The sequence below is a fragment of the Burkholderia lata genome (assembly GCF_000012945.1).
GTDB classification, from domain to species: domain Bacteria; phylum Pseudomonadota; class Gammaproteobacteria; order Burkholderiales; family Burkholderiaceae; genus Burkholderia; species Burkholderia lata.
In genome coordinates this window covers 1750833-1769975 of the sequence record NC_007510.1, presented here as the reverse complement: position 1 = coordinate 1769975, position 19143 = coordinate 1750833, and the positions used below count along the sequence as shown (strand labels likewise).

At 67.5% G+C, this 19143-nt stretch carries 15 protein-coding genes; 3 read left to right on the top strand and 12 right to left on the bottom strand.

Annotated features, from left to right (window positions below; genetic code table 11):
• Positions 1-116: 116 nt before the first annotated feature.
• The 3 genes from BCEP18194_RS13975 to BCEP18194_RS13965 are packed head-to-tail and all read right to left on the bottom strand — an operon-like array spanning position 117 to position 5931.
• Positions 117-1574, bottom strand: a complete 1458-nt coding sequence (locus BCEP18194_RS13975) for an efflux transporter outer membrane subunit (protein WP_011351923.1) — start codon at positions 1572-1574, stop codon at positions 117-119.
• Positions 1574-4711 carry a multidrug efflux RND transporter permease subunit gene (locus BCEP18194_RS13970; RefSeq protein ID WP_011351922.1) on the bottom strand — a complete coding sequence of 1046 codons (3138 nt, stop codon included), beginning with the start codon at positions 4709-4711 and terminating at the stop codon, positions 1574-1576. Before BCEP18194_RS13970 ends, BCEP18194_RS13975 begins: the two co-directional genes overlap by 1 nt.
• Positions 4712-4731: 20 nt before the next feature.
• Positions 4732-5931: a MexX/AxyX family multidrug efflux RND transporter periplasmic adaptor subunit gene (locus BCEP18194_RS13965; RefSeq protein WP_011351921.1), complete on the bottom strand. Its 1200-nt coding sequence runs from the start codon at positions 5929-5931 to the stop codon at positions 4732-4734.
• A gap of 150 nt (positions 5932-6081) precedes the next feature.
• Here BCEP18194_RS13965 and BCEP18194_RS13960 point away from each other — a divergent pair, with 150 nt between their 5' ends.
• Entirely contained in the window at positions 6082-6729 is a 648-nt protein-coding gene (locus tag BCEP18194_RS13960; protein WP_011351920.1) for a TetR family transcriptional regulator, read from the top strand.
• A gap of 339 nt (positions 6730-7068) precedes the next feature.
• Positions 7069-8331 (top strand): M23 family metallopeptidase, encoded by a 1263-nt coding sequence (locus BCEP18194_RS13955; RefSeq protein ID WP_011351919.1) that lies wholly within the window; start codon positions 7069-7071, stop codon positions 8329-8331.
• A gap of 166 nt (positions 8332-8497) precedes the next feature.
• On the opposite strand, the gene BCEP18194_RS13950 is transcribed toward BCEP18194_RS13955, so the two are convergent.
• The 9 genes from BCEP18194_RS13950 to BCEP18194_RS13910 all read right to left on the bottom strand — a co-directional run bounded on the left by BCEP18194_RS13950 (position 8498) and on the right by BCEP18194_RS13910 (position 17996).
• Positions 8498-9223 carry an amino acid ABC transporter permease gene (locus BCEP18194_RS13950; protein WP_011351918.1) on the bottom strand — a complete coding sequence of 242 codons (726 nt, stop codon included), beginning with the start codon at positions 9221-9223 and terminating at the stop codon, positions 8498-8500.
• A gap of 2 nt (positions 9224-9225) precedes the next feature.
• Positions 9226-9948 (bottom strand): amino acid ABC transporter permease, encoded by a 723-nt coding sequence (locus BCEP18194_RS13945; protein ID WP_011351917.1) that lies wholly within the window; start codon positions 9946-9948, stop codon positions 9226-9228.
• A 103-nt stretch (positions 9949-10051) separates the two neighbouring features.
• The gene (locus BCEP18194_RS13940) at positions 10052-10867 is read right to left on the bottom strand and encodes an ABC transporter substrate-binding protein (protein WP_011351916.1); all 816 of its coding nucleotides are present in this window, start codon (positions 10865-10867) and stop codon (positions 10052-10054) included.
• A gap of 225 nt (positions 10868-11092) precedes the next feature.
• Positions 11093-11788: an alpha/beta hydrolase gene (locus tag BCEP18194_RS13935; protein WP_041492823.1), complete on the bottom strand. Its 696-nt coding sequence runs from the start codon at positions 11786-11788 to the stop codon at positions 11093-11095.
• 274 nt (positions 11789-12062) lie between these two features.
• Positions 12063-13592 (bottom strand): agmatine deiminase family protein, encoded by a 1530-nt coding sequence (locus BCEP18194_RS13930; RefSeq protein WP_011351914.1) that lies wholly within the window; start codon positions 13590-13592, stop codon positions 12063-12065.
• Positions 13593-13742: 150 nt separating this feature from the next.
• Positions 13743-14855: an agmatine deiminase family protein gene (locus BCEP18194_RS13925; RefSeq protein ID WP_011351913.1), complete on the bottom strand. Its 1113-nt coding sequence runs from the start codon at positions 14853-14855 to the stop codon at positions 13743-13745.
• A 76-nt stretch (positions 14856-14931) separates the two neighbouring features.
• Positions 14932-16044 carry a polyamine ABC transporter substrate-binding protein gene (locus BCEP18194_RS13920; RefSeq protein WP_011351912.1) on the bottom strand — a complete coding sequence of 371 codons (1113 nt, stop codon included), beginning with the start codon at positions 16042-16044 and terminating at the stop codon, positions 14932-14934.
• A gap of 10 nt (positions 16045-16054) precedes the next feature.
• Complete coding sequence (aguB, locus tag BCEP18194_RS13915; protein ID WP_011351911.1) at positions 16055-16969, bottom strand: N-carbamoylputrescine amidase; 915 nt, start codon at positions 16967-16969, stop codon at positions 16055-16057.
• Positions 16970-17015: 46 nt separating this feature from the next.
• Positions 17016-17996 (bottom strand): agmatine deiminase family protein, encoded by a 981-nt coding sequence (locus BCEP18194_RS13910; RefSeq protein WP_244272955.1) that lies wholly within the window; start codon positions 17994-17996, stop codon positions 17016-17018.
• A 158-nt stretch (positions 17997-18154) separates the two neighbouring features.
• Here BCEP18194_RS13910 and BCEP18194_RS13905 point away from each other — a divergent pair, with 158 nt between their 5' ends.
• Positions 18155-19084: a LysR family transcriptional regulator gene (locus BCEP18194_RS13905; protein ID WP_011351909.1), complete on the top strand. Its 930-nt coding sequence runs from the start codon at positions 18155-18157 to the stop codon at positions 19082-19084.
• Positions 19085-19143 lie beyond the last annotated feature (59 nt).

Below are 19143 nucleotides of genomic sequence, written 5' to 3'. Positions count from 1 at the left end.
CAGTGGGGAATGATTCGCTGGAACAGCGGTAGAGATCGAAGGAAGCGGCAGCAGCACGTCGAAGCGTGCGGCCGCCGTGATGCCGCCCGACGCGTGGTCGCGTCAGGCGACGGGCATTACGCGGAAGCCGCGGCCTCCGCCGACGCGGGCGACCAGCCGCCGCCGAGCGCGCGGTACAACGTGATCGCATTCGCGAGCCTGAGCTGCTTGAGCCGGATCAGCTCCTGCCCCGACTCGTAGGTGCTGCGCTGTGCGTCGAGCAGTTCGAGATACGTCGCGACACCGCCCGCGTAGCGACGCTCGGCGAGCTTCAGCCGCGCGCCGTCGGCCGCATACACGTCCTGCTGCGCGGCAAGCTGGCGATCGATCCAGTCGCGCGCGGCGAATGCGTCGGCCACCTCGCGAAACGCGGTCTGCACCGTCTTCTCGTAATCGGCAACCGCGATGTGCTTGCGCGCGTTCGCGACGTCGAGGTTCGCGCGATTGCGTCCGCCCGCGAAGATCGGCAGCGTGAGGCGCGGCGCGAACGTCCACACGCTCGTGCCGCCGGTGAACAGGCTCGAGAACGCGTCGCTGACCGAGCCGTAGTCGCTCGTCAGCGTGATGCGCGGGAAGAACGCCGCGCGCGCGGCGCCGATCTGCGCGTTGGCGGCCTTGAGCCGTGCCTCCGCCTGCCGGATGTCCGGCCGCCGTTCGAGCAGCGTACTCGGTGCGCCGGGCGCCACCGGCGCGATCGACAGCGTGTCGAGCGCGGTCATGTCGTCGGGCACGTTGCGCACGAAGTCGCCCGCGAGCAACTGCAGCGCCCGCACGGACTGCGCATGCTCGCGCTCCAGCGCGGCCTGCGACGCGCGCGCGGATGCCACCAGCATCTCGGCCGAGCGCAGCTCGATCGCGTCGCTCGTGCCGGCCGCATAGCGGCGCTGCGTGAGCGCGGCCATGCGTTGGCGAGCATCCAGCGTGCGCTGCGCCAGCGCGAGCTGCTCGTGCAGCGAGCGCTCCGATACATAGGCGCCCGCCACGTCGGCGATCACGCCGATGCGAACCGTGCGTTGCGCGTTCGCCGTCGCGAAATATTCGGCGAGCGCCGCGTCGGACAGGCTGCGCACGCGGCCAAACAGGTCGAGCTCGTACGCGCTGACGCCGACGCCCGCGCGATACAGCCCGCTGATCGCGCTTTCGCGTACGACCGGGTCGTACTGGCGCGCACGGTCATAGCCCAGATTCGCATCGACCGACGGCATCAGGTCCGCGCGCTGCACGCCGTACAGCGCGCGCGCTTCCTCGAGGCGCCCGGCCGCGACCCGCAGGTCGCGGTTGTTCGCGAGCGCCGCGTCGATCCACGCCTGCAGCGCGGCGTCGGTAAAGTAGGTGCGCCAGTCGTCGAGCAGCGCAGCGTTAGCCGGCGACACCTCGGCCGCCGGTGCGGCACTGCCGTCGACCGGCGCATAGGTCGCCGGCACCGGCGCCGCCGGCCGCTCGTAACGCGGCGCGAGCGTGCAGCCGGCCAGCGCGAGCGCGGCGGCGAGCGCAACCTGGACCCGCAGCGCAGCGCGTGCATTCAGCGCAAACATTATTGAGAACCCTCCATCGTCGCCGGCTGTGCCCCGCCGCGCCGGCGCGGGCCGACGTCGAACAGGCGGCCGACGATCACGAAAAACAGCGGGACGAGGAACACCGCGAGCACGGTCGCCGTGATCACGCCGCCCAGCACGCCGGTGCCGATCGCCATCTGCGCACCGGACGCGGCGCCCGATGCGAATGCGAGCGGCAGCACACCGACGCCGAACGCGAGTGACGTCATCACGATCGGCCGCAGCCGCAGGCGCGCGGCCTCGAGCGCGGCGTCGACGAGCGACATGCGCTGCGCGACCAGGTCCTTCGCGACTTCGACGATCAGGATCGCGTTCTTCGCGGACAACCCGATCGTCGCGATCAGCCCCACCTTGAAGTAGATGTCGTTCGGCATCATCCGCAGCGTGACGCCGAGCACCGCGCCGATCACGCCGAGCGGCACGACCAGCATCACCGCGAACGGAATCGACCAGCTCTCGTAGAGCGCCGCGAGCGCGAGGAACACGACGAGCACCGACAGCGCGAACAGCATCGGCGCCTGCGCACCCGACAGCCGCTCCTCGAACGACTGCCCCGACCACGAGAAGCCGGTGCCGGCCGGCAGTTTCCCGGCGAGCCGCTCGATCGCGGTCATCGCCTCGCCGCTGCTGTGGCCTGCCGCGGCCGAGCCGTTGATCGTGAACGACGGAAAGCCGTTGTAGCGCGTGAGCTGCGGCGGCCCGAGCGTCCAGTGCAGCGTCGTGAATGCCGCGAGCGGCACCATCTCGCCGTGCGTGTTGCGCACGCGCAGCTTCTTCACGTCGTCCGGATCGAGCCGGTGCAGCCCGTCGGCCTGCACGATCACGCGCCGCACCTGCGTGCCGTGCATGAAGTCGCCGATATAGTCGGAGCCGAACATCACCGCGAGCGTCGTGTTGATCTCGTCCATCGACACGCCGAGCGCCGACGCCTTCGCGCGATCGATATCGAGCTTCAGCTGCGGCGCGTCCTGCGTGCCGGCGAACATCAGGTCGGTCAGCGCCGGATCCTTGCGGCCCGTCTCGAGCAACTGCTCGCGCGCGGCGCTGAACGTCGCGTAGTCGAGCCCGCCGCGGTTCTGCAGCCGGAAGTCGAAGCCGCTCGTCGAGCCGAGATCGGGCAGCGCCGGCGAGTTCATCGCGAACACCGTCGTGTTCGGCGTGCCCGCGAAGCGCTCGTTGATGCGCGCGACGATCGCCTGCACGTGAGCATCTTCGCTCTTGCGCTCCTTCCAGTTCTTCAGCGTGACGAAGATCATTCCGCCGTTCGGCCCTTCGCCGTACAGGTTGAAGCCGCCGAGCGCATACGTGAACGCGGTCGGCTCGTCGCGGCGGATGATCGACTCGACTTCCTGCACGCTCTGCATCGTTTCCGCGAGCGGCGTGCCTTGCGGGCGGATCACCATCACCATGAAGTTGCCCTGGTCCTCGTCAGGCAGGAACGCGGTCGGCAACTGCGTGAGCATCAGCGCCGCTACGCCGGTCAGCGCACCGTACACGACGAGCCAGCGCACCGGCTTCTTCAGCATCGCGCCGACGCGCGTCGCATAGCGCTGCGTCGAGTTTGCGACGAAGCGGTTGAACCAGCCGAAAAAGCCGCGCTTCTCGTGATGGTCGCCCGACACCGGCTTGAGCAGCGTCGCGCACAGTGCCGGCGTCAGCGACAGCGCGAGGAAGGCCGAGAAGCCGATCGACACCGCGAGCGACAGCGCGAACTGCCGGTAGATGTTGCCCACCGCGCCACCGAAGAACGCCATCGGCAGGAACACCGACGTCAGCACCACGGTGATCCCGATGATCGCGCCGCTGATCTGCTTCATCGCCTTGACGGTCGCGTCGTAAGGCCCGAGCCCCTCCTCGACCATCAGCCGCTCGACGTTCTCGACCACGACGATCGCGTCGTCGACGAGAATGCCGATCGCGAGCACCATCCCGAACATCGTCAGCACGTTGATCGAGAAGCCCGCTGCATACATCACGCCGAACGTGCCCGCGAGCGCGACCGGCACGACGAGCGTCGGGATCAGCGTCGCACGCAGGTTCTGCATGAACAGGAACATCACGAGGAACACCAGCACGCCGGCTTCGATCAGCGTCGTGACGACCTTGTTCATCGACACGCGCACGAACGACGACGTCTCGAACGGGATCTGGTACTTCACGCCCGACGGGAAATACGCGGACAGCTCGTCCATCGTCGCGCGCACGCGCTTCTCGGTGGAAACCGCGTTCGAGCCCGGCGCGAGCTTGATGCCCATCCCGGTCGCGACCTTGCCGTTCACATACGACGGGTAGTTGTAGTCGTTGCCGCCGAACTCGATGCGTGCGACGTCGCGCAAGTACAGCGCGGAGCCGTCGGCCTGCGTGCGCAGTGCGATCGCGCCGAAGTCGGCCGGCGTCTTCAACGGCGCATCGGCGAACACGGTCGCCGCGATCGGCGCGTTCGCCGGCACCGCGGTGCGGCCGATGTCGCCGATCGTCACACGCGCGTTGTGCGCACGCACGGCCGATGCGATATCCGACGCGGTGAGGCCGTGGCCGGCCATCTTCACCGGGTCGGGCCAGATCCGCATCGCGTACTCGGTGCCCCAAACCTGCACCTTGCCGACGCCCTCGACGCGACGCAGCGCCTGCACGACGTTCGCCGACGCATATTCGCCGAGCTGCACGGCGGTCATCCGCCCGTCGTCGGACGTCAGCGACACCACGAGCTGGATGTTGTCGGCGGCCTTCTCGACCTGGATGCCGTCGCGTCGCACCGGTTCGGGCAGCCGCGCCTCGACCGTCTTCAGCCGGTTCTGCACTTCGACGGCCGCGAGATCGGCGTTCACGCCCTGCTTGAACGTCAGGTACAGCGACGCCATCCCGGCGCTGCTGGTGGCCGACGTGTACATCAGCCCCGGCGCACCGTTCATTTCGCGCTCGATCAGCGCGGTCACCGATTCCTCGACGACCTGCGCGGACGCGCCCGGGTACGTCGCATAGATGCTGACGACGGGCGGTGCGATGTCCGGGTACTGCGCAACGGGCAGCGCGCGGATCGCGAATGCGCCGCCCAGCATGATGAAGATTGCGATCACCCACGCGAAGACGGGGCGATCGATGAAGAAACGTGCCATGGTGGTGTGGTGTTAACCAGTCAGGTTTGACGGGCAGCCGCCTGCGAAGCGGCCGCTGCCGGCGCTGCCTTCGACGGCGGCGCCTGCTCGACGGGCTTGACGGCCGTATCGGGCGCGAACTGCGCGGCGTTGTCGACGATCACGCGCTCGCCGCCCGCGAGGCCGCGCGTGATGCGCCAGTCACGGCCGCTCATCTGGTCGGCTGCGACCTCGACGTCCTTGACCTTGCCGTTCGTGCCGACGACCCGCACCGACGTGCGGTCGGCCGTGCGCAGCAGCGCATCGCGCGGCACGAGGATCGCCCGCTGGTCGACCGCCGTGTCGAGCGCGATCCGCACATACGCGCCCGGCAGCAATTCGCGCTCCGGATTCGGGAACAGCGCGCGCATCGCGACGGTGTCGGTGGTCGGATCGACCGCGAGATCGCTGAACAGCAGCTTGCCCTTCAGCGGATACGCGGTGCCGTCGGCGCGCAGCAGCGTCACCGCGATGTCGTGCTGCGCGATGCCCGTCGCACGTCCGCTCTTCACCGCGCGGCGCAGCGCATCGACGTCGGCGGCCGGCTGCGAGAAGTTCACGTAGATCGGATCGAGCTGCTCGACGGTCGTGAGCGGCGTCGCCTGGTCCTGCCCGACCAGCGCGCCTTCGGTCACGAGTGCGCGCCGTGCGCGGCCCGCGATCGGCGCGGTGACGGTCGCATAGTCGAGCTGCAACTGTGCCCGTGCGAGCTCCGCCTTCGCTGACGCGACATCGGCCTTAGCCTGCGTGTCGCCGGCAACGGCCTCGGTATGGTCGCGTTCGCTCACCGCGCGATCGCGCACGAGATCGTCGTAGCGGCGGCGCTTGTCGCTCGCCGCGAGCGCGGCGGCCTGCGCCTTCGCAAGCGCGCCCTGCGCGGCGTCGCGCGCGGCCTTCAGCGGCGCGGGATCGATGCGGAACAGCACCGCGCCCTGCTTCACTTCCTGGCCTTCCTCATAGGTGCGCGCGGTCACGATGCCCGCGACCCGCGCGCGGACTTCCGCCTGCCGGTAAGCATCGAGCCGGCCCGGCAATTCGACGGTCATCGGCACCGCCGTCGGGCGCACCGTCACGACCGTTGCCTGTTTCGCGGCCTCCGGCGCGGCGTCCTTGTCGCCCTTTCCACATCCGGCCAGGGCCAGCACGGCCGCCAGCGCGAACGGCGCCAGTCGGTGGCGCAACAGGGAGCGATTGTTATTCATGTGTGACCTCGGATCGTTCGCCACCGATACAATGCGGCGGCTCAGGGTGGCCGATTATAATCAGTCACGACTGATTAAATACACGGCACTTCAATCTGACCGTCACACTGTCTCAATAAAACGACAGCGAACTGTAAGGAATTTCAGGACATGGCCCGCAAGACCCGCGAAGAATCGCTCGCCATCAAGCACCGGATCCTCGACGCCGCCGAGCTCGTGCTGCTCGAGAAAGGCGTGGCGCAAACCGCGATGGCGGACCTCGCCGAGGCCGCCGGGATGTCGCGGGGCGCCGTCTACGGCCATTACCGCAACAAGATGGAAGTGTGTCTCGCGATGTGCGACCGCGCGTTCGCGCGCACGTCGGAAGGCTTCGACGCGGGCGAAGGGCTGCCCCCGCTCGCCACGTTGCGGCGCGCCGCGTCGCACTATCTGCAGGAATGCGGCGAGCCGGGCCCGATGCAGCGCGTGCTCGTGATCCTCTATACGAAGTGCGAGCAGAGCGAGGAAAACGGTGAGTTGCAGCGGCGCCGCATGCTGCTCGAATTGCAGATGCTGCGGATCACCAAGGCGCTGCTGCGCCGCGCGATCGCGGCCGGCGAAGTCGCCGCCGATCTCGATGTACACCTGGCCGCCGTCTATCTCGTCTCGCTGCTCGAAGGCGTGTTCGCGTCGATGATCTGGACCAACCGGCTGCGCGGCAACCTGTGGAACGACGCCGAGGCCATGCTCGACGCCAGCTTCGACACCGTGCGCACCTCCGCCGCGCTGCGCATCCGCGCGCACAAATTGCCGGGCTGACTGAATTTGTCGTAATAAATGCTGATTTAACCCGATTTACCGCACTGTGAAACGAATGAGCTGACCCCCTTTAAAATTTTTAACGTTTTGCGGAACATCGGTAGACTGACGCTGTCATCTTTCTTTAGCGTCTTCGTGATAACCGGGTACGACCCGGTATGCACGCCGCCGTTCGAAGCGGGTCCACCCCGCATGTTGGGTCGAACGGAAACGATACAGGCCCCTGGCGGGGCCTGTTTTGTTGCACGCCCGCCGCCCGCCCCGTCGCTGCCCGACGGATGTTGCCGCCGGTGGCCCCTGCCCACACCCCTTTGAACCGCTTTCCTGGATGTGGACACCTTGGTCAAGTCTGCCGCTACTCCTGATGCTTTCGCGCCCGGCCGCGCGCAGCGCATTGCGCGCGCGCTCGTGCCGGCCGCCGTGCTCGGCGCCCTCGCCGCACTCGGCCTCGCCGCGTTGCCGGCCGTGTCGCAACTGCCGGGCGCCGTCGATTCGGGCACGGCCGCGCTGCCGCAGCGCGTGCTGTCCGACACGCCGTTTCCCACCGCGCAGCATTTCGTGACGAGTGAGCTCGCCCGCACGATCGGCGAGCGCAACGATGCCGGCGAACACAACGATCGCAGCCAGCAGCCGGGCCTGTTCGCGCCGCTCAGCGCGCACCGCAACGACATGCTCGGCTACGCGAACCTGTTCCAGTTCGCGGCCCCTGAAAACCAGCACGGGATGCGCGCGGGCGACATCGAGCTCACGCTGTCCGATACGCTGAACCGTCTCGACGTGCCGCCCGAGGTGCGCATCCAGCTCGGCGATCTCGTCAGCGGCAAGGTCGCGATGCGTGCCAGCGCGCAGCGCGGCGACTACTACCGCGTTGCATTCGAGTCGAACGACGGCACGCCGCGCCTCACCGCGCTCGAACTGCGCGTCGCCGGCCGCACGTTCGGCGCGATCTGGTTCCGCGCGCCGGGCGCCGAGCACGGCGCATACTACGCACTCGACGGCTCGCCGCTCGAAGCCGCCGCCTTCACGATGCCGGTCAAGTGGACGCGTATCAGCTCGTTCTTCGGCGAACGCATCCATCCGCTGTCGCAGGCGATGGCGTTCCACACGGGCGTCGATCTCGCCGCGCCGAGCGGTACGCCCGTCGACGCAGCAGCCGACGGCGTCGTGTCGTTCGTCGGCACCGATCCGGGCGGCTACGGCCGCTACGTGATCGTCGATCACGCCGATGGTTACTCGACCTACTACGCGCACCTGTCCGCGTTCGCGCACGGCCTCAAAACGGGCGAGACCGTGAAGCAGGGCCAGCGCATCGGCTCGGTCGGGATGACGGGCGCCGCGACGGGCCCGCACCTGCACTTCGAGGTGCGCGTCGCGAACAATCCGGTCGATCCGCTCGTCACGCTCGCGAGCGCGCAAACGGCGCTGTCAGACATGCAGCTCACCGCCTTCCGCCAGGAGGCGGCGCAATGGCGCTTCCGTCTCGCATCGATCAATACGGCGCCGTTCGCGTTCGCGCAGAACGACGGGCCGCTGTGGGGCGATTTCGCGACCGATTCATCGACGCTGCGCGCCGTCTTCAATACGCATTACTCGGCGTCGTGATGCACCTGCCGCCTGCCGTTGCTCGACGAGCAGCGGCGCGTGGCAGGTTCTCTACACGCCTTGCCCCTCTCCTTGCCTGCCGGGCCTGACCTGCCTGGCGCGCTGTCCGCTGCACCCATTCATCGACACTGCCTTGTCGGCAATTCAGAACGGCAACAGCATGCCGTCACCGCGCGGGTTCCGTGTACTCGGCCGCCGCATGCGCGGCGCGTTCCGCGCGCGGGCGCCGCGACAGCAGCCAGCGTGCCGCGCCGTCGAGCGACGTGCACAGCACCAGATAGATCAGCGCGACGAACAGGAAGATCGGCGCCGGATACACCATCAGCCGGTTGTTCACCTGCGTTGCGACGAACGACAGCTCCGGCACGCCGACGATATAGGCAAGCGACGTGTCCTTCACGAGCGCGACCCACTGGTTGACGAACGACGGCGTCATGATCCGGATCGCCTGCGGCAGCAGCACGTAGCGCACCGTCTGCCAGCGCGTGAGCCCGAGCGACAGCCCGGCCTGCCATTGCCCGTCGCCGGCCGCGACGATGCCCGCATGCACCGCGTGCGCGAGATACGCGCCACCGATCAGCGCGAGCGCGCATACGACCGTCGCGAGCCCCGGCACGTCCATGTGCAGCAGCATGGGCATCAGGAAGTACGTCCAGAAAATCAGCATCAGCACCGGAATCGCACGGAAGAAACCGATGAACGCGAGCAGCAGCACGCGCACGGGGCCGCGCGCGAGCGCCATCGCAACGCCGAGCGCGATGCCGAGCACGGCCGAGGCAATGGCCGATGCGATCGCGAGCAACAGCGACAGCGCGGCGCCGCCGAGCGGCCCTTCCGGGAACGCGCCGACGAGCAGGTAAGGCAGATTGGCGAGCAGCAGCGAGAAATCCATCGTCAGCGCCCCGCTCCCAGCCGGTCGCGCCATTGCGTGGCGGCATACGCGCCCGCTTCGATCGCGGCCACCGCTGCGACGTACAGCACGGTTGCCACGCCGAATGCGGCGAAGGTCTTGAACGTCTCGGTCTCGACCTGCCGCGACGCATACGACAGCTCGGCCACGCCGATCGCCATCGCGAGCGAAGAGTTCTTCACGAGATTCATGTATTGGCCGAACAACGGCGGCAACGCGATGCGCACCGCCTGCGGCAGCACCACGTAACGCAGCGACTGCATCGGTGTGAGGCCGAGTGCGGCCGCTGCATCGTGCTGCGCGCGCCGCACGCCGCGCAAGCCCGCTTCGCACTCCTCGGCGACGAATGCGGCCGTATACGCGCTCAGCCCGACCCAGCCCGCGACGAATTCGAACGACGGCCATGCGAGCGTGAACGGGCCGATGCTCAACGCATGGCGCGCGTTCAGCCACGCGATCCACGTGTCGGGCAGCAGCGACGCAACGCCGAAATACCAGAACAGCAACTGCACGAGCAGCGGCGTGTTGCGGAACGCGACGACGTACGCGGCCGCCACCGCGCGCGGCGCCGTGCCGCGCGCATGCCGCATGACCGCGAGCAGCAGCCCGCCGGCGGTCGCGACGACGGCCGACGCGGCCGCGAGGCCGAGCGTCAGCACGAAACCCTGCCAGAGCCAGGACAGATATTTGGGAGCCAACCCGAGCATGCTGTGTTGCGGGCGCGAAGCGCGCGATCGGAGGAAAACGAAAAAAACGAAATGCGCCGCGCGGCCGGTGCTTTGGCCGATCGCGGCGCGCGTGCGATGCGGATCAGGTCTTGTCGCCGATCCGGAAGATGCGTGTGAGCGGCGTCTTCGTCGTCGGCCCGAACCATGCGTCGTAGATCTGCCCGGCGCGGCCGTTCGCCTCGAGTCCCTTCAGCGTGTCGTTGACGAAACCGAGCAGGCGCGTCTCGCCCTTCGGCACGCCGACACCCATGTAGTCGTTCGAGATCGTGAACGCCGGGATCTCGTAGTTCTGCTTGTCCGGCACGTTCGCGAGCAGCCCGATCAGCTTCGGGCCGTCCTGCGTGATCGCCTGCACGTTGCCGGCACGCAGCGCGGCGAATGCGAACGGCGTGTCGTCATACGCGACGATCGTCGCCTTCGGGAATTTCTCGCGCAGCGTGATCTCGTTGGTGGTCCCCTTGTCGGCGCCGACACGCAGCGCGCTCAATTGGTCGGCCGATTTCAGCACGCCCTTCTTCGCGAGAAACTGCTGGCCCGACGAGAAATACGGAATGCTGAAGTCGACCTGCTTCGCGCGCTCGTCCGTGATCGTGAAGTTCGCGAGCACGAGATCGACCTTGCCGGACGTCAGGAACGGAATGCGGTTCGCGGGGTTGGTCGGCTGGAGCTGCAGCTTCACGCCGAGCTTGTCGGCGAGTGCCTTGGCGTAGTCGACGTCGAGGCCGACGATGTGATTGCTTTTGCCGTCGACATAGCCGAACGGCGGGTTGCTGTCGAACGTCGCGACGCGCAGCACACCGGCCTTCTTGATGTCGTCGAGACGGTCCGCGTGCGCGACGGTGCCTGCGGTAATGAGCGCAGCCCCGACGAGCCACGTAGCGAGCGTGTTGATTTTCATGAGCACGACCTGATTTGTTATGAAGGCCGCCGCGGATCGCGCGGCGGCCCGGTTCGAAGAACATCGCGGCGGAGTGTGTCGTCGCGAAGCCGCTAACGTATCAGCGCGTGCGGCGAATCCGAACCAACAAATGGTGCTTTGCTCAGCGGGTTTCGTGATGAGCCGCGCGGGCCGCGGACGCGGCATGGCACCGCGCGCAGCCCGCCGCGCCCCGCTTCCCGCGCATCACCCGGCGAGCGCGGTCGCCGCCTCGTCGATCAGCGCGGCGACCGCCACCGGTTTCGACGCGAGCGACGCATGGCTCGCATCGAGCGTGATGACCTTGCGCGCGTCCATCCGCGCCGACATCCGCTGCTGGTTTTCCGGCGCGATCATCCGGTCTTCGCTCGAGATCTGGTACCACGACGGTTTCACGCGCCACGCGGGCGCGTGGATGGTATCCGCGAAGGTGCTCGCCACCGGCGCTTTCTGCGTGACGGCCATCACGAGCGCTTCATCTGACGAAAGGTCCTGGCAGAAGCTCTCGTGGAATTTGTCGGGCTTGATCCACAGATAGCCGTCGCTGTCGGGGGCGAGGTTCGGCGCGGCCGCCGGCAGGTGTTCCTGCGTGATCCCGCCGGGGCTTTCGCCGGCGTCGGGCGCAAATGCGGCAATGAACACTAGGCCCGCGACGTTCGGCAAATTGCCGGCCTCGCTGATCACCGCACCGCCGTACGAATGGCCGACCAGCAGCACGGGGCCCGCCTGCTGCGCGATCATCCTGCGCGTGCGTTCGGCGTCGTCGGCAAGCGAAGTCAGCGGCAATTCGACCGCATGCAGCGACGCATGGCCCTTGCGCGCGAGTTCGACGATCACTTTTGCCCAGTGCGCGGCGCCGCCCCAGAAGCCGTGCACGAGCACGATCGTGGGTTTGCTCATCATGACTCTCCTTGACTTGGCATGTCATCGAACCGTCACCGGCCCGGCCGATCCGGACCGACGCGCGGACATGCAGCAACCAGCATAGGCGAGCCGCCGCGCGCGACCAACCCCGCCGGGGCCGGCGTGCGACGCAGCGCACCAAAAAAGACGCCCGCTGCAAGCAGCGGGCGCGAATCCCAGTCAAGGAGGTGTCACACGAACTACAGGCCCAGATTAAGGAATTCGCCCGTCATGGACAACGAATCGATTTCACTATCGATATGACGGGACACGCTCACGCCGGCACTTCGCGGGTCGAGCAGTGGATACCGCCGCCGCCCGATGCGATGCCGAGGATGTCGACCTGCACGATCGCCCGGTTCCCCGCATACGGCCGGATCGCGGCGATGGCGGCCGCGTCGGCCGCCGCGTCGTTGAACTTCGGCATGACGATCGCACCGTTGCACGCGTAGAAATTGATGTAGCCGGCCGCGAAATTCGTCATCTGCCGGTCGTTCAGGCTCGTGCCGGCCGACGTGCCGAAATTGACCGGCGGCACCAGCTCGACGATCTGCAGCGGCCGGCCGTTCGCATCGGTCTCGCCCGCGAGCCGTTGCCGGTTGGCGTCCGTCAACGCGCGTTCGCCGGTCGAATTCGACGCGTCGTAACAGCACGCGACCACGCCGGGCGCGAGAAAGCGCGCGTAGAAGTCGACGTGCCCGTTCGTGATGTCGGTCTCGCCGGCCGGCGTCGCCGCGCCACCGGCGCCGCCCACGCCGCTGCTGCGCGGATAGGTCGCCGTGCCCGGCAGCCAGATGATCTTCCGCACGCCGAGCGTGCGCTGCAGTTCGGCGAGCACCGTGTCTTTCGCCGTCGGCAGCAGCGTCGCATTCGCGATCACGCCGTTCGGGATGTCGAACAGTTGCGGATTCCGGTTCACGTGCAGCACGGACGATTCGGTGAGGATCGCCGTCGCGTCGCCGTCGAATTCGATCGCGCCGCCTTCGAGCGTCAACGTGCTGCGGATCAGGCTCGCGCCTTTGCGCTGCGCCATCCAGCCCGCCACCGTGTTGTCGCGCCCGAACGGCTGGAAGAACTTGCCCGCCTTCGAGCGGTTGCTCGCGGCCGCGACTTCCGGCGGGACCGTCGCGCCGGGGCTCATGCCGGCGCCGTCGGTGTTCGCGTTGCCCCAGCCGTTGAAATTGAAGCCGACCGCATTCAGCGCATTGTCGTTCGTCGTATCCCTGACGAACAGGCACCCGGTGTCGCGCACCCAGAAATCGTTGAAGCCGTCGGCGAGCGGCACGAGGTTGATCCCGCCCGCGCCCGCGGCGCGGGCCGCGTAGCGCGCATGCAGGTCCGGGTTCGCGACGCTCGCGGTCGCGAGCAGCGCGCGGGCCGCGTCGAGATCGGCCGGCAGCACCAGCATGTCGACCGGTTCGGTTGCGCCGATCGCCTTCGCGACGTCCATCAGGTCGGCCCGCACGCGGTCGATGCCGGCATCCGTGCTTTGCGGCGTGACGGGCAGCCAGATGCCGTCCGCACCGGACGCGAAGGCCATGTAGGTCGACGCGTGCGGCGCATCTTCGGCAGGCAGCCGGTACGTGACCGGCCGCGTCGACGGCTTCGTGCCGGGTGTCGTGCCTGGCGACGTGGAAGCCGCGCCGGATGCACCGTCGCTGCCGCCGCCACCGCAAGCGGCCAGGCTGCCCAGCAGCGGCAAGCCGAGAAAGGCGGCCGAATATCGAATGAAGCCGCGCCGGCCGGTATCCGGTGCGTGCTGCGCACGCTTGCCTGCGCGCGCGTGGGTACGTCGTTTCGTCATGTTTCAACTCCATTGCGCGGTCGGCGCGCGCGCGGGCGCGCCGGCTTCCGTCTCGCAAGACGGATTCCGCATTGTTTTCAGTAGTCCGGAATGAACTGCTGCCTGCTACGGTCGTGCGGGCCGGTCACGCATGCCGGCCCGCGGCCGGGTTCAGGCCGGCTGCTGCTGCGTGGTGCAGTGGATGCCGCCGCCGCCCGCGGCGATGCCGTCGATGTTCAGCTGGATGACCTCGCGCCCCGGAAACAGGTCGACGAGCGTGTCGCGCGTATTGCGGTCGGCGCGGCTGTCGCCGAATTGCGGGGCGATCACTGCGCGGTTGCACACGTAGAAGTTGATATAACCTGCCGCGAATTCCTCGTTCTCGTATTGATGCCGGACGGACTTCGGGCCCGGCAGTACGACGACTTTCAACGGGCGGCCCTTCGCATCGGTCGATTTCCGCAGGATCTCCAGATGCTGCCGCGTCACCGCGTGATCGTACGACGACGGATCGGTATCGAGCCCCGCCACCACGACGCCCGGGCTCGTGAAGCGTGCATAGAAATCGGTATGCCCGTCGGTGATGTCCTTGCCCGCGATGCCCGGCAGCCAGATGATCTTCTTCAGCCCGAGCAGCCGGCTCAGCTCCGCCTCGCACTGTGCCTGGCCGACGCCCGGATTGCGGTTCGAATTGAGCACGCAGCTGCGCGTGATGATCGCCGTGCCTTCGCCGTCCACCTCGATGCCGCCGCCTTCGAGCACCAGCCGTGTGTCGAGCAGCCGTGCACCGGCGCGCTCCGCCACGAACGGCGCGACTTCCGCGTCCTGGTCGTGCTCCTGCTTGTTGCCCCAGCCGTTGAAATTGAAGCTCACGCCGCCGAGCTGGCCCGACGCGTTCTTCACGAACACGGGCCCCGTGTCGCGCATCCACAGATCGTCGACCGGATGCTGGACGAGCTCGACCGATGAACCGCACAGCCGCGACGCGATTGCGTAGTCCTGCTCGCGCACCAGCATCTTGAGCGGCTCGTGCGCGGCGATCGCCTTCGCGATCGCGGCCAGGTTCGCGCGCGCGACGGGCAACAGCCGCGCACCCCAGATGTCCTCGCTCGGGCCGAACGCCATCCACGTCGCCGTGTGCGGCGCACCCTCGTCCGGCATGTGCCAGGTTGCGCCCTGCTGCGCGTGCGCGGCGCGGCCGAGCAACCCGCCCAGCGCGCTGGCGGCCAGCGCCGCCCCAGATACGGACAGGCCGCGTTTCAACAGTTGACGTCTCGTTGTCATGGCATTCCTCTTTCTCGTGCCGGTTACTTCGTGTGCTTCGGTCGTTTCAATCGTTCGGTGGCTTCGTGACGCGCGGTCAAGGTCGCGCCGTCTTGAAGCCGAGCCAGGTCCGGCCTTCAATACGCATCGCGGCCGGCGATTCGGCGATCGGCGTGAACAGCGTACGCCGCGTCGCCTCGTCCGGATAGATGCCCGGATCGCGCACCAGCGCCGGATCCATCAGCTTCAGCGCGCCCTGGTTCGCATTCGCGTAGCGCGTCGAATTCGAGATCTTCGCGATCACGTCCGGACGCAGGATGTAGTTGATGAACGCATGCGCGTTGTCCGGATGTTTCGAGGAGGCCGGAATGACCATCGCGTCGAACCACATCAGGGTGCCGATCCGCGGAATGTCGTACACGACGTCGCGTTTCGGATCGCGCGCCTTCGCCTTCTGCGCGGCCAGGTTGATCGCGCCGGAGAAGCCGATCGTCACGCACAGCTCGCCGTCGATCAGCTCGTTGGCATCGGACGAATTGACGAACTCGCGGATGAACGGCCGGATCTTCATCAGCATCGCCTGCGCGGCCGCATAGTCCTGCGCGGACGGATGCATCGGATCGCGGCCGATATAGCGCAACGCCAGCGGCAGCACGGTGCTCGCGGAATCCTGCAGGCCCAGCCCGCACTTCGCGGCGACGCGCGCGGCGATGTCCGGCTTGAACAGCAGGTCGAGGCTGTCGGCCGGCATGTCCTTGCCGAGGATCGCACGCACCTTCGCGCGGTCGTAGCCGACGCCCACCGTGCCCCACATGTACGGCACGCCGTACTGGTTGCCCGGATCGGATTGCGCCATCTGCTTCAGCAGCGACCCATCGAGATACTTCAGGTTCGGCAGCCGGTTCTTGTCGAGCTTGCGAAACACGCCGGCCTGGATCTGCTTGGCCATGAAGTCGTTGGTCGGCCACACGAGGTCGTAGCCGCTGTTGCCGGTCAGCAGCTTCGACTGCAGCGTCTCGTCGCTGTCGTACGCGTCGTAGCGCACCTTGATGCCGGTTTCCTTTTCGAAGCCGGCAATCGTATCCGGCGCGAAGTAATTGCTCCAGTTGTACAGGTTCAGCACCTTCTCTTCATCGGCGCGGGCCATGCCGGCCAGCATGCACAGCGCGAGGCCCGGCACCGCGAAGCGCAACCATCCTTTCCGTTTCATCGGGCCTTCCTCATCGATAACAGGACGATACGCCGTCGCTGGTCAGCAACGTGCGATACATCTCCGGGCGGCGATCGCGGAAAAAGCCCCACGATTGCCGGTCGGCGCGGATCGCGTCGAGATCGAACGTGTGCACGAGCACGGCTTCGTCGGTGCGGTTCGCCTCGGCCCGCTTCTCGCCGGTGTGATCCGCGATGAAGCTCGACCCGTAGAACACGCCCGTGAGCCCCTGCTGCTCCGGATTGCCGTTGCCGAAGCCGACTTCGCGGCCGATCCGGTTCGCGGCCACCACCGGCACCATGTTGGCGGCCGCGTGGCCCTGCATCGTGCGCTGCCAGTGGCCGGACGAATCGAACGCACTGCTGAACGGCTCCGAGCCGATGATGGTCGGAAAGCACAGGATCTCGGCGCCCATCAGCGCGAGGCTGCGTGCGGTTTCCGGATACCACTGGTCCCAGCAGATGCCGATGCCGATTCGGCCGAAGCGCGTATCCCACACCTTGAAGCCGGTGTCGCCCGGCGTGAAATAGAACTTCTCCGTATAGCCCGGCCCATCCGGGATATGCGTCTTGCGATAGACGCCGAGCACGCGCCCGTCCGCGTCCGCGACGGCGATCGAGTTGTACGCGGCATTGCCCGCGCGCTCGAAGAAGCCGATCGGCAGCACGATGCCGAGTTCGCCGGCCAGCGCCGCGAAACGGGCGATCTGCGCATTGCCTTCGAACGGCTGCGCAAGTTCGAGATGGCGCACGTTCTGGTCGAGGCAGAAGTACGGCATCGCGAACAGCTCCGGGCACAGCACGAGATTCGCGCCCTGTGCGGCGGCCGCGCGGATCAGGCGCTCCGCGGTGGCCATGTTGTCTTCGAGATTCCAGTTGCCCGACGCCATCTGGACGGCGGCGACGGTGATGTGTTTGGACGGCATTGCGATTGCTCCTCGGTAGGACCGGAAACCGCTGACGAAACGTCGCTCAGTTCGCGACGGACGGCTGTTGCTGCGTCGAACAGTGGATGCTGCCGCCGCCGATCGACAGCGTCGGAATCGGCAGCATCTCCACGTTACGCCCCGGGAACGCACGACTGAACGCCTCGCGCGCGGCCTGATCCTGCTCGACGCCGAACGCGGACACGATCACCGCGCCATTCACCAGGATGTAGTTCGCATAGCAATCGCAGTAGCGCTCGGAGCCGAAGCGTTCGGTGACGATCGGCGACGGCAGGTCGAGCAGCTCGAAACGGCGCCCCGCCGCATCGGTCGCGAGCTCCAGCGCGCGACGGTTTTCCCGCATCACGTGGAAATAGTCGCCCTGCTCCGGCAGCGCGGTCTGGCACAGCATCCGGCCGGGTGCGATGAACGACGCGATGCCGTCCACGTGCCCGTTCGTCTCCACTTCGTCGGGATTGCCCGGCAGCCAAATGATCTTCTCGACGCCCAGCATGCGGCGCAGCTCCGCCTCGATTTCCGCGCGGCTCAGGTGCGGATTGCGATTCGGATGCAGCAGGCAGCTCTCGGTGGTGACCAGTGTGCCCTGCCCGTCGACGTAAAACGAGCCGCCCTCCAGCACCATGTGCGAATTGAAGATCTCCGCGCCGGCCGCGCGCGCGATGTCCTGCCCGGCCTGCTGGCAGCCGTCGTACGGCTGGTACTTCTCGCCCCAGCAGTTGAAGCGGAACACGGCCGCGCCCAGCCCGTGCTGTTCGCTCACGAGGAAGATCGGCCCGCAGTCGCGCAGCCAGTTGTCTTCGGCCGCGACCGGCACCACGTCGACGCTCGCGCCCACCAGTTCGCGCGCCGCGTCGGCCTGGCTGTGGTGCGCGGCCACCACGCAGCGCTGGTAGCGGGCGATCGTCCGCGCGACCAGCGCGAATTCGCGACACACCTGCGCGTAATGGCTCCCCCACAGATCCTCGCGATCGTGGAGAACCGGCCATCCGAGCCACGTGGCATCCATGGATTCCCATTCCGCGGGCATCCGGTAACCGCGCTGGCGAGCATCAAAGCGACCCATCGTTCCGTCTCCGTTGTGATTGATGGCCGATTGTGCGTCAGGTTAAACTTGATGAATATTGATATTTATTGGCCGAATTAATCAATTCACCTCATACCTCGATGCAACGCGTTCCGTCCCTGAAACTGCTGACCGGCTTCGAAGCCGCGGCCCGGCTGGGTAATTTCTCGCGCGCGGCCGACGAGCTGCACCTGTCGCAATCGGCGATCAGCCATCAGATCCAGCAGCTCGAAGCGCAGCTCGGGCAGCCGCTGTTCCGCCGGCGCGGCCGCGGTGTCGAACTGACCATCGCCGGCGAGGTCCTGCAGCGCAGCGTGCAGCGCGCGATGGACACGTTGCGCGGCGGCCTCGACCGCATCGCGACCTACCTGAACCCGGGGCTCGTCGTGCTGGTGTGTCCCGCGCCGTTGCTGCACGGTTGGCTGCAGCCGCGTCTCGAACAGTTGCAGCAGGTCCTGCCCGACCTGTGCCCGCTGCTGTCGACCGACGAAACCGCGCGCTACGTCGACGAGATCGACGTCGACATGACGATCGGCACGCGGCCGATGCTGCAGCCCGGCCTGCTGGATATCCCGTTCATGCGGGACGAATGGGTGACGGTGTGCGCGACGCCGCTGGCGGAACAACTCGAACGCGTGCCGCGCGACGAGCACCCGCAGCACGCGGGAGTCATCTGTCTCGAAGCCAGCCTGACCGACGAGCGCCTGGCGACGGTGTTCCGCGAGCGGCTGTCGGCATTCCGGATGCATGCGATCTACGACGACCAGCGGCTCGTGCTGGACGCCGTGCTGCGCGGCCGCGGCATCGCCTGCCTGCCGCGCCTCGTCGCGCAGGCGGGCATCGACCAGCGCACCCTGACCGTGCTCGCCGGCTACCCGCGCCTGCCCGGCACCACGTGGTGGTTGTCCCGCATGGAAGGCCCGTCGCGCTCGCCGATCGTCGAGCGGATGTTCGAATGGCTGGTCGAGCAAGGCAGCCTGTCGAGCGCATCCGGTCCGGCGCCCGACCACGCACCGCCGCCACCCGCGTAATCGCACGCCGCAAAAAAAACGTCCCGCTGGCTGGCGGGACGTTCGTCGTATTTCAAATG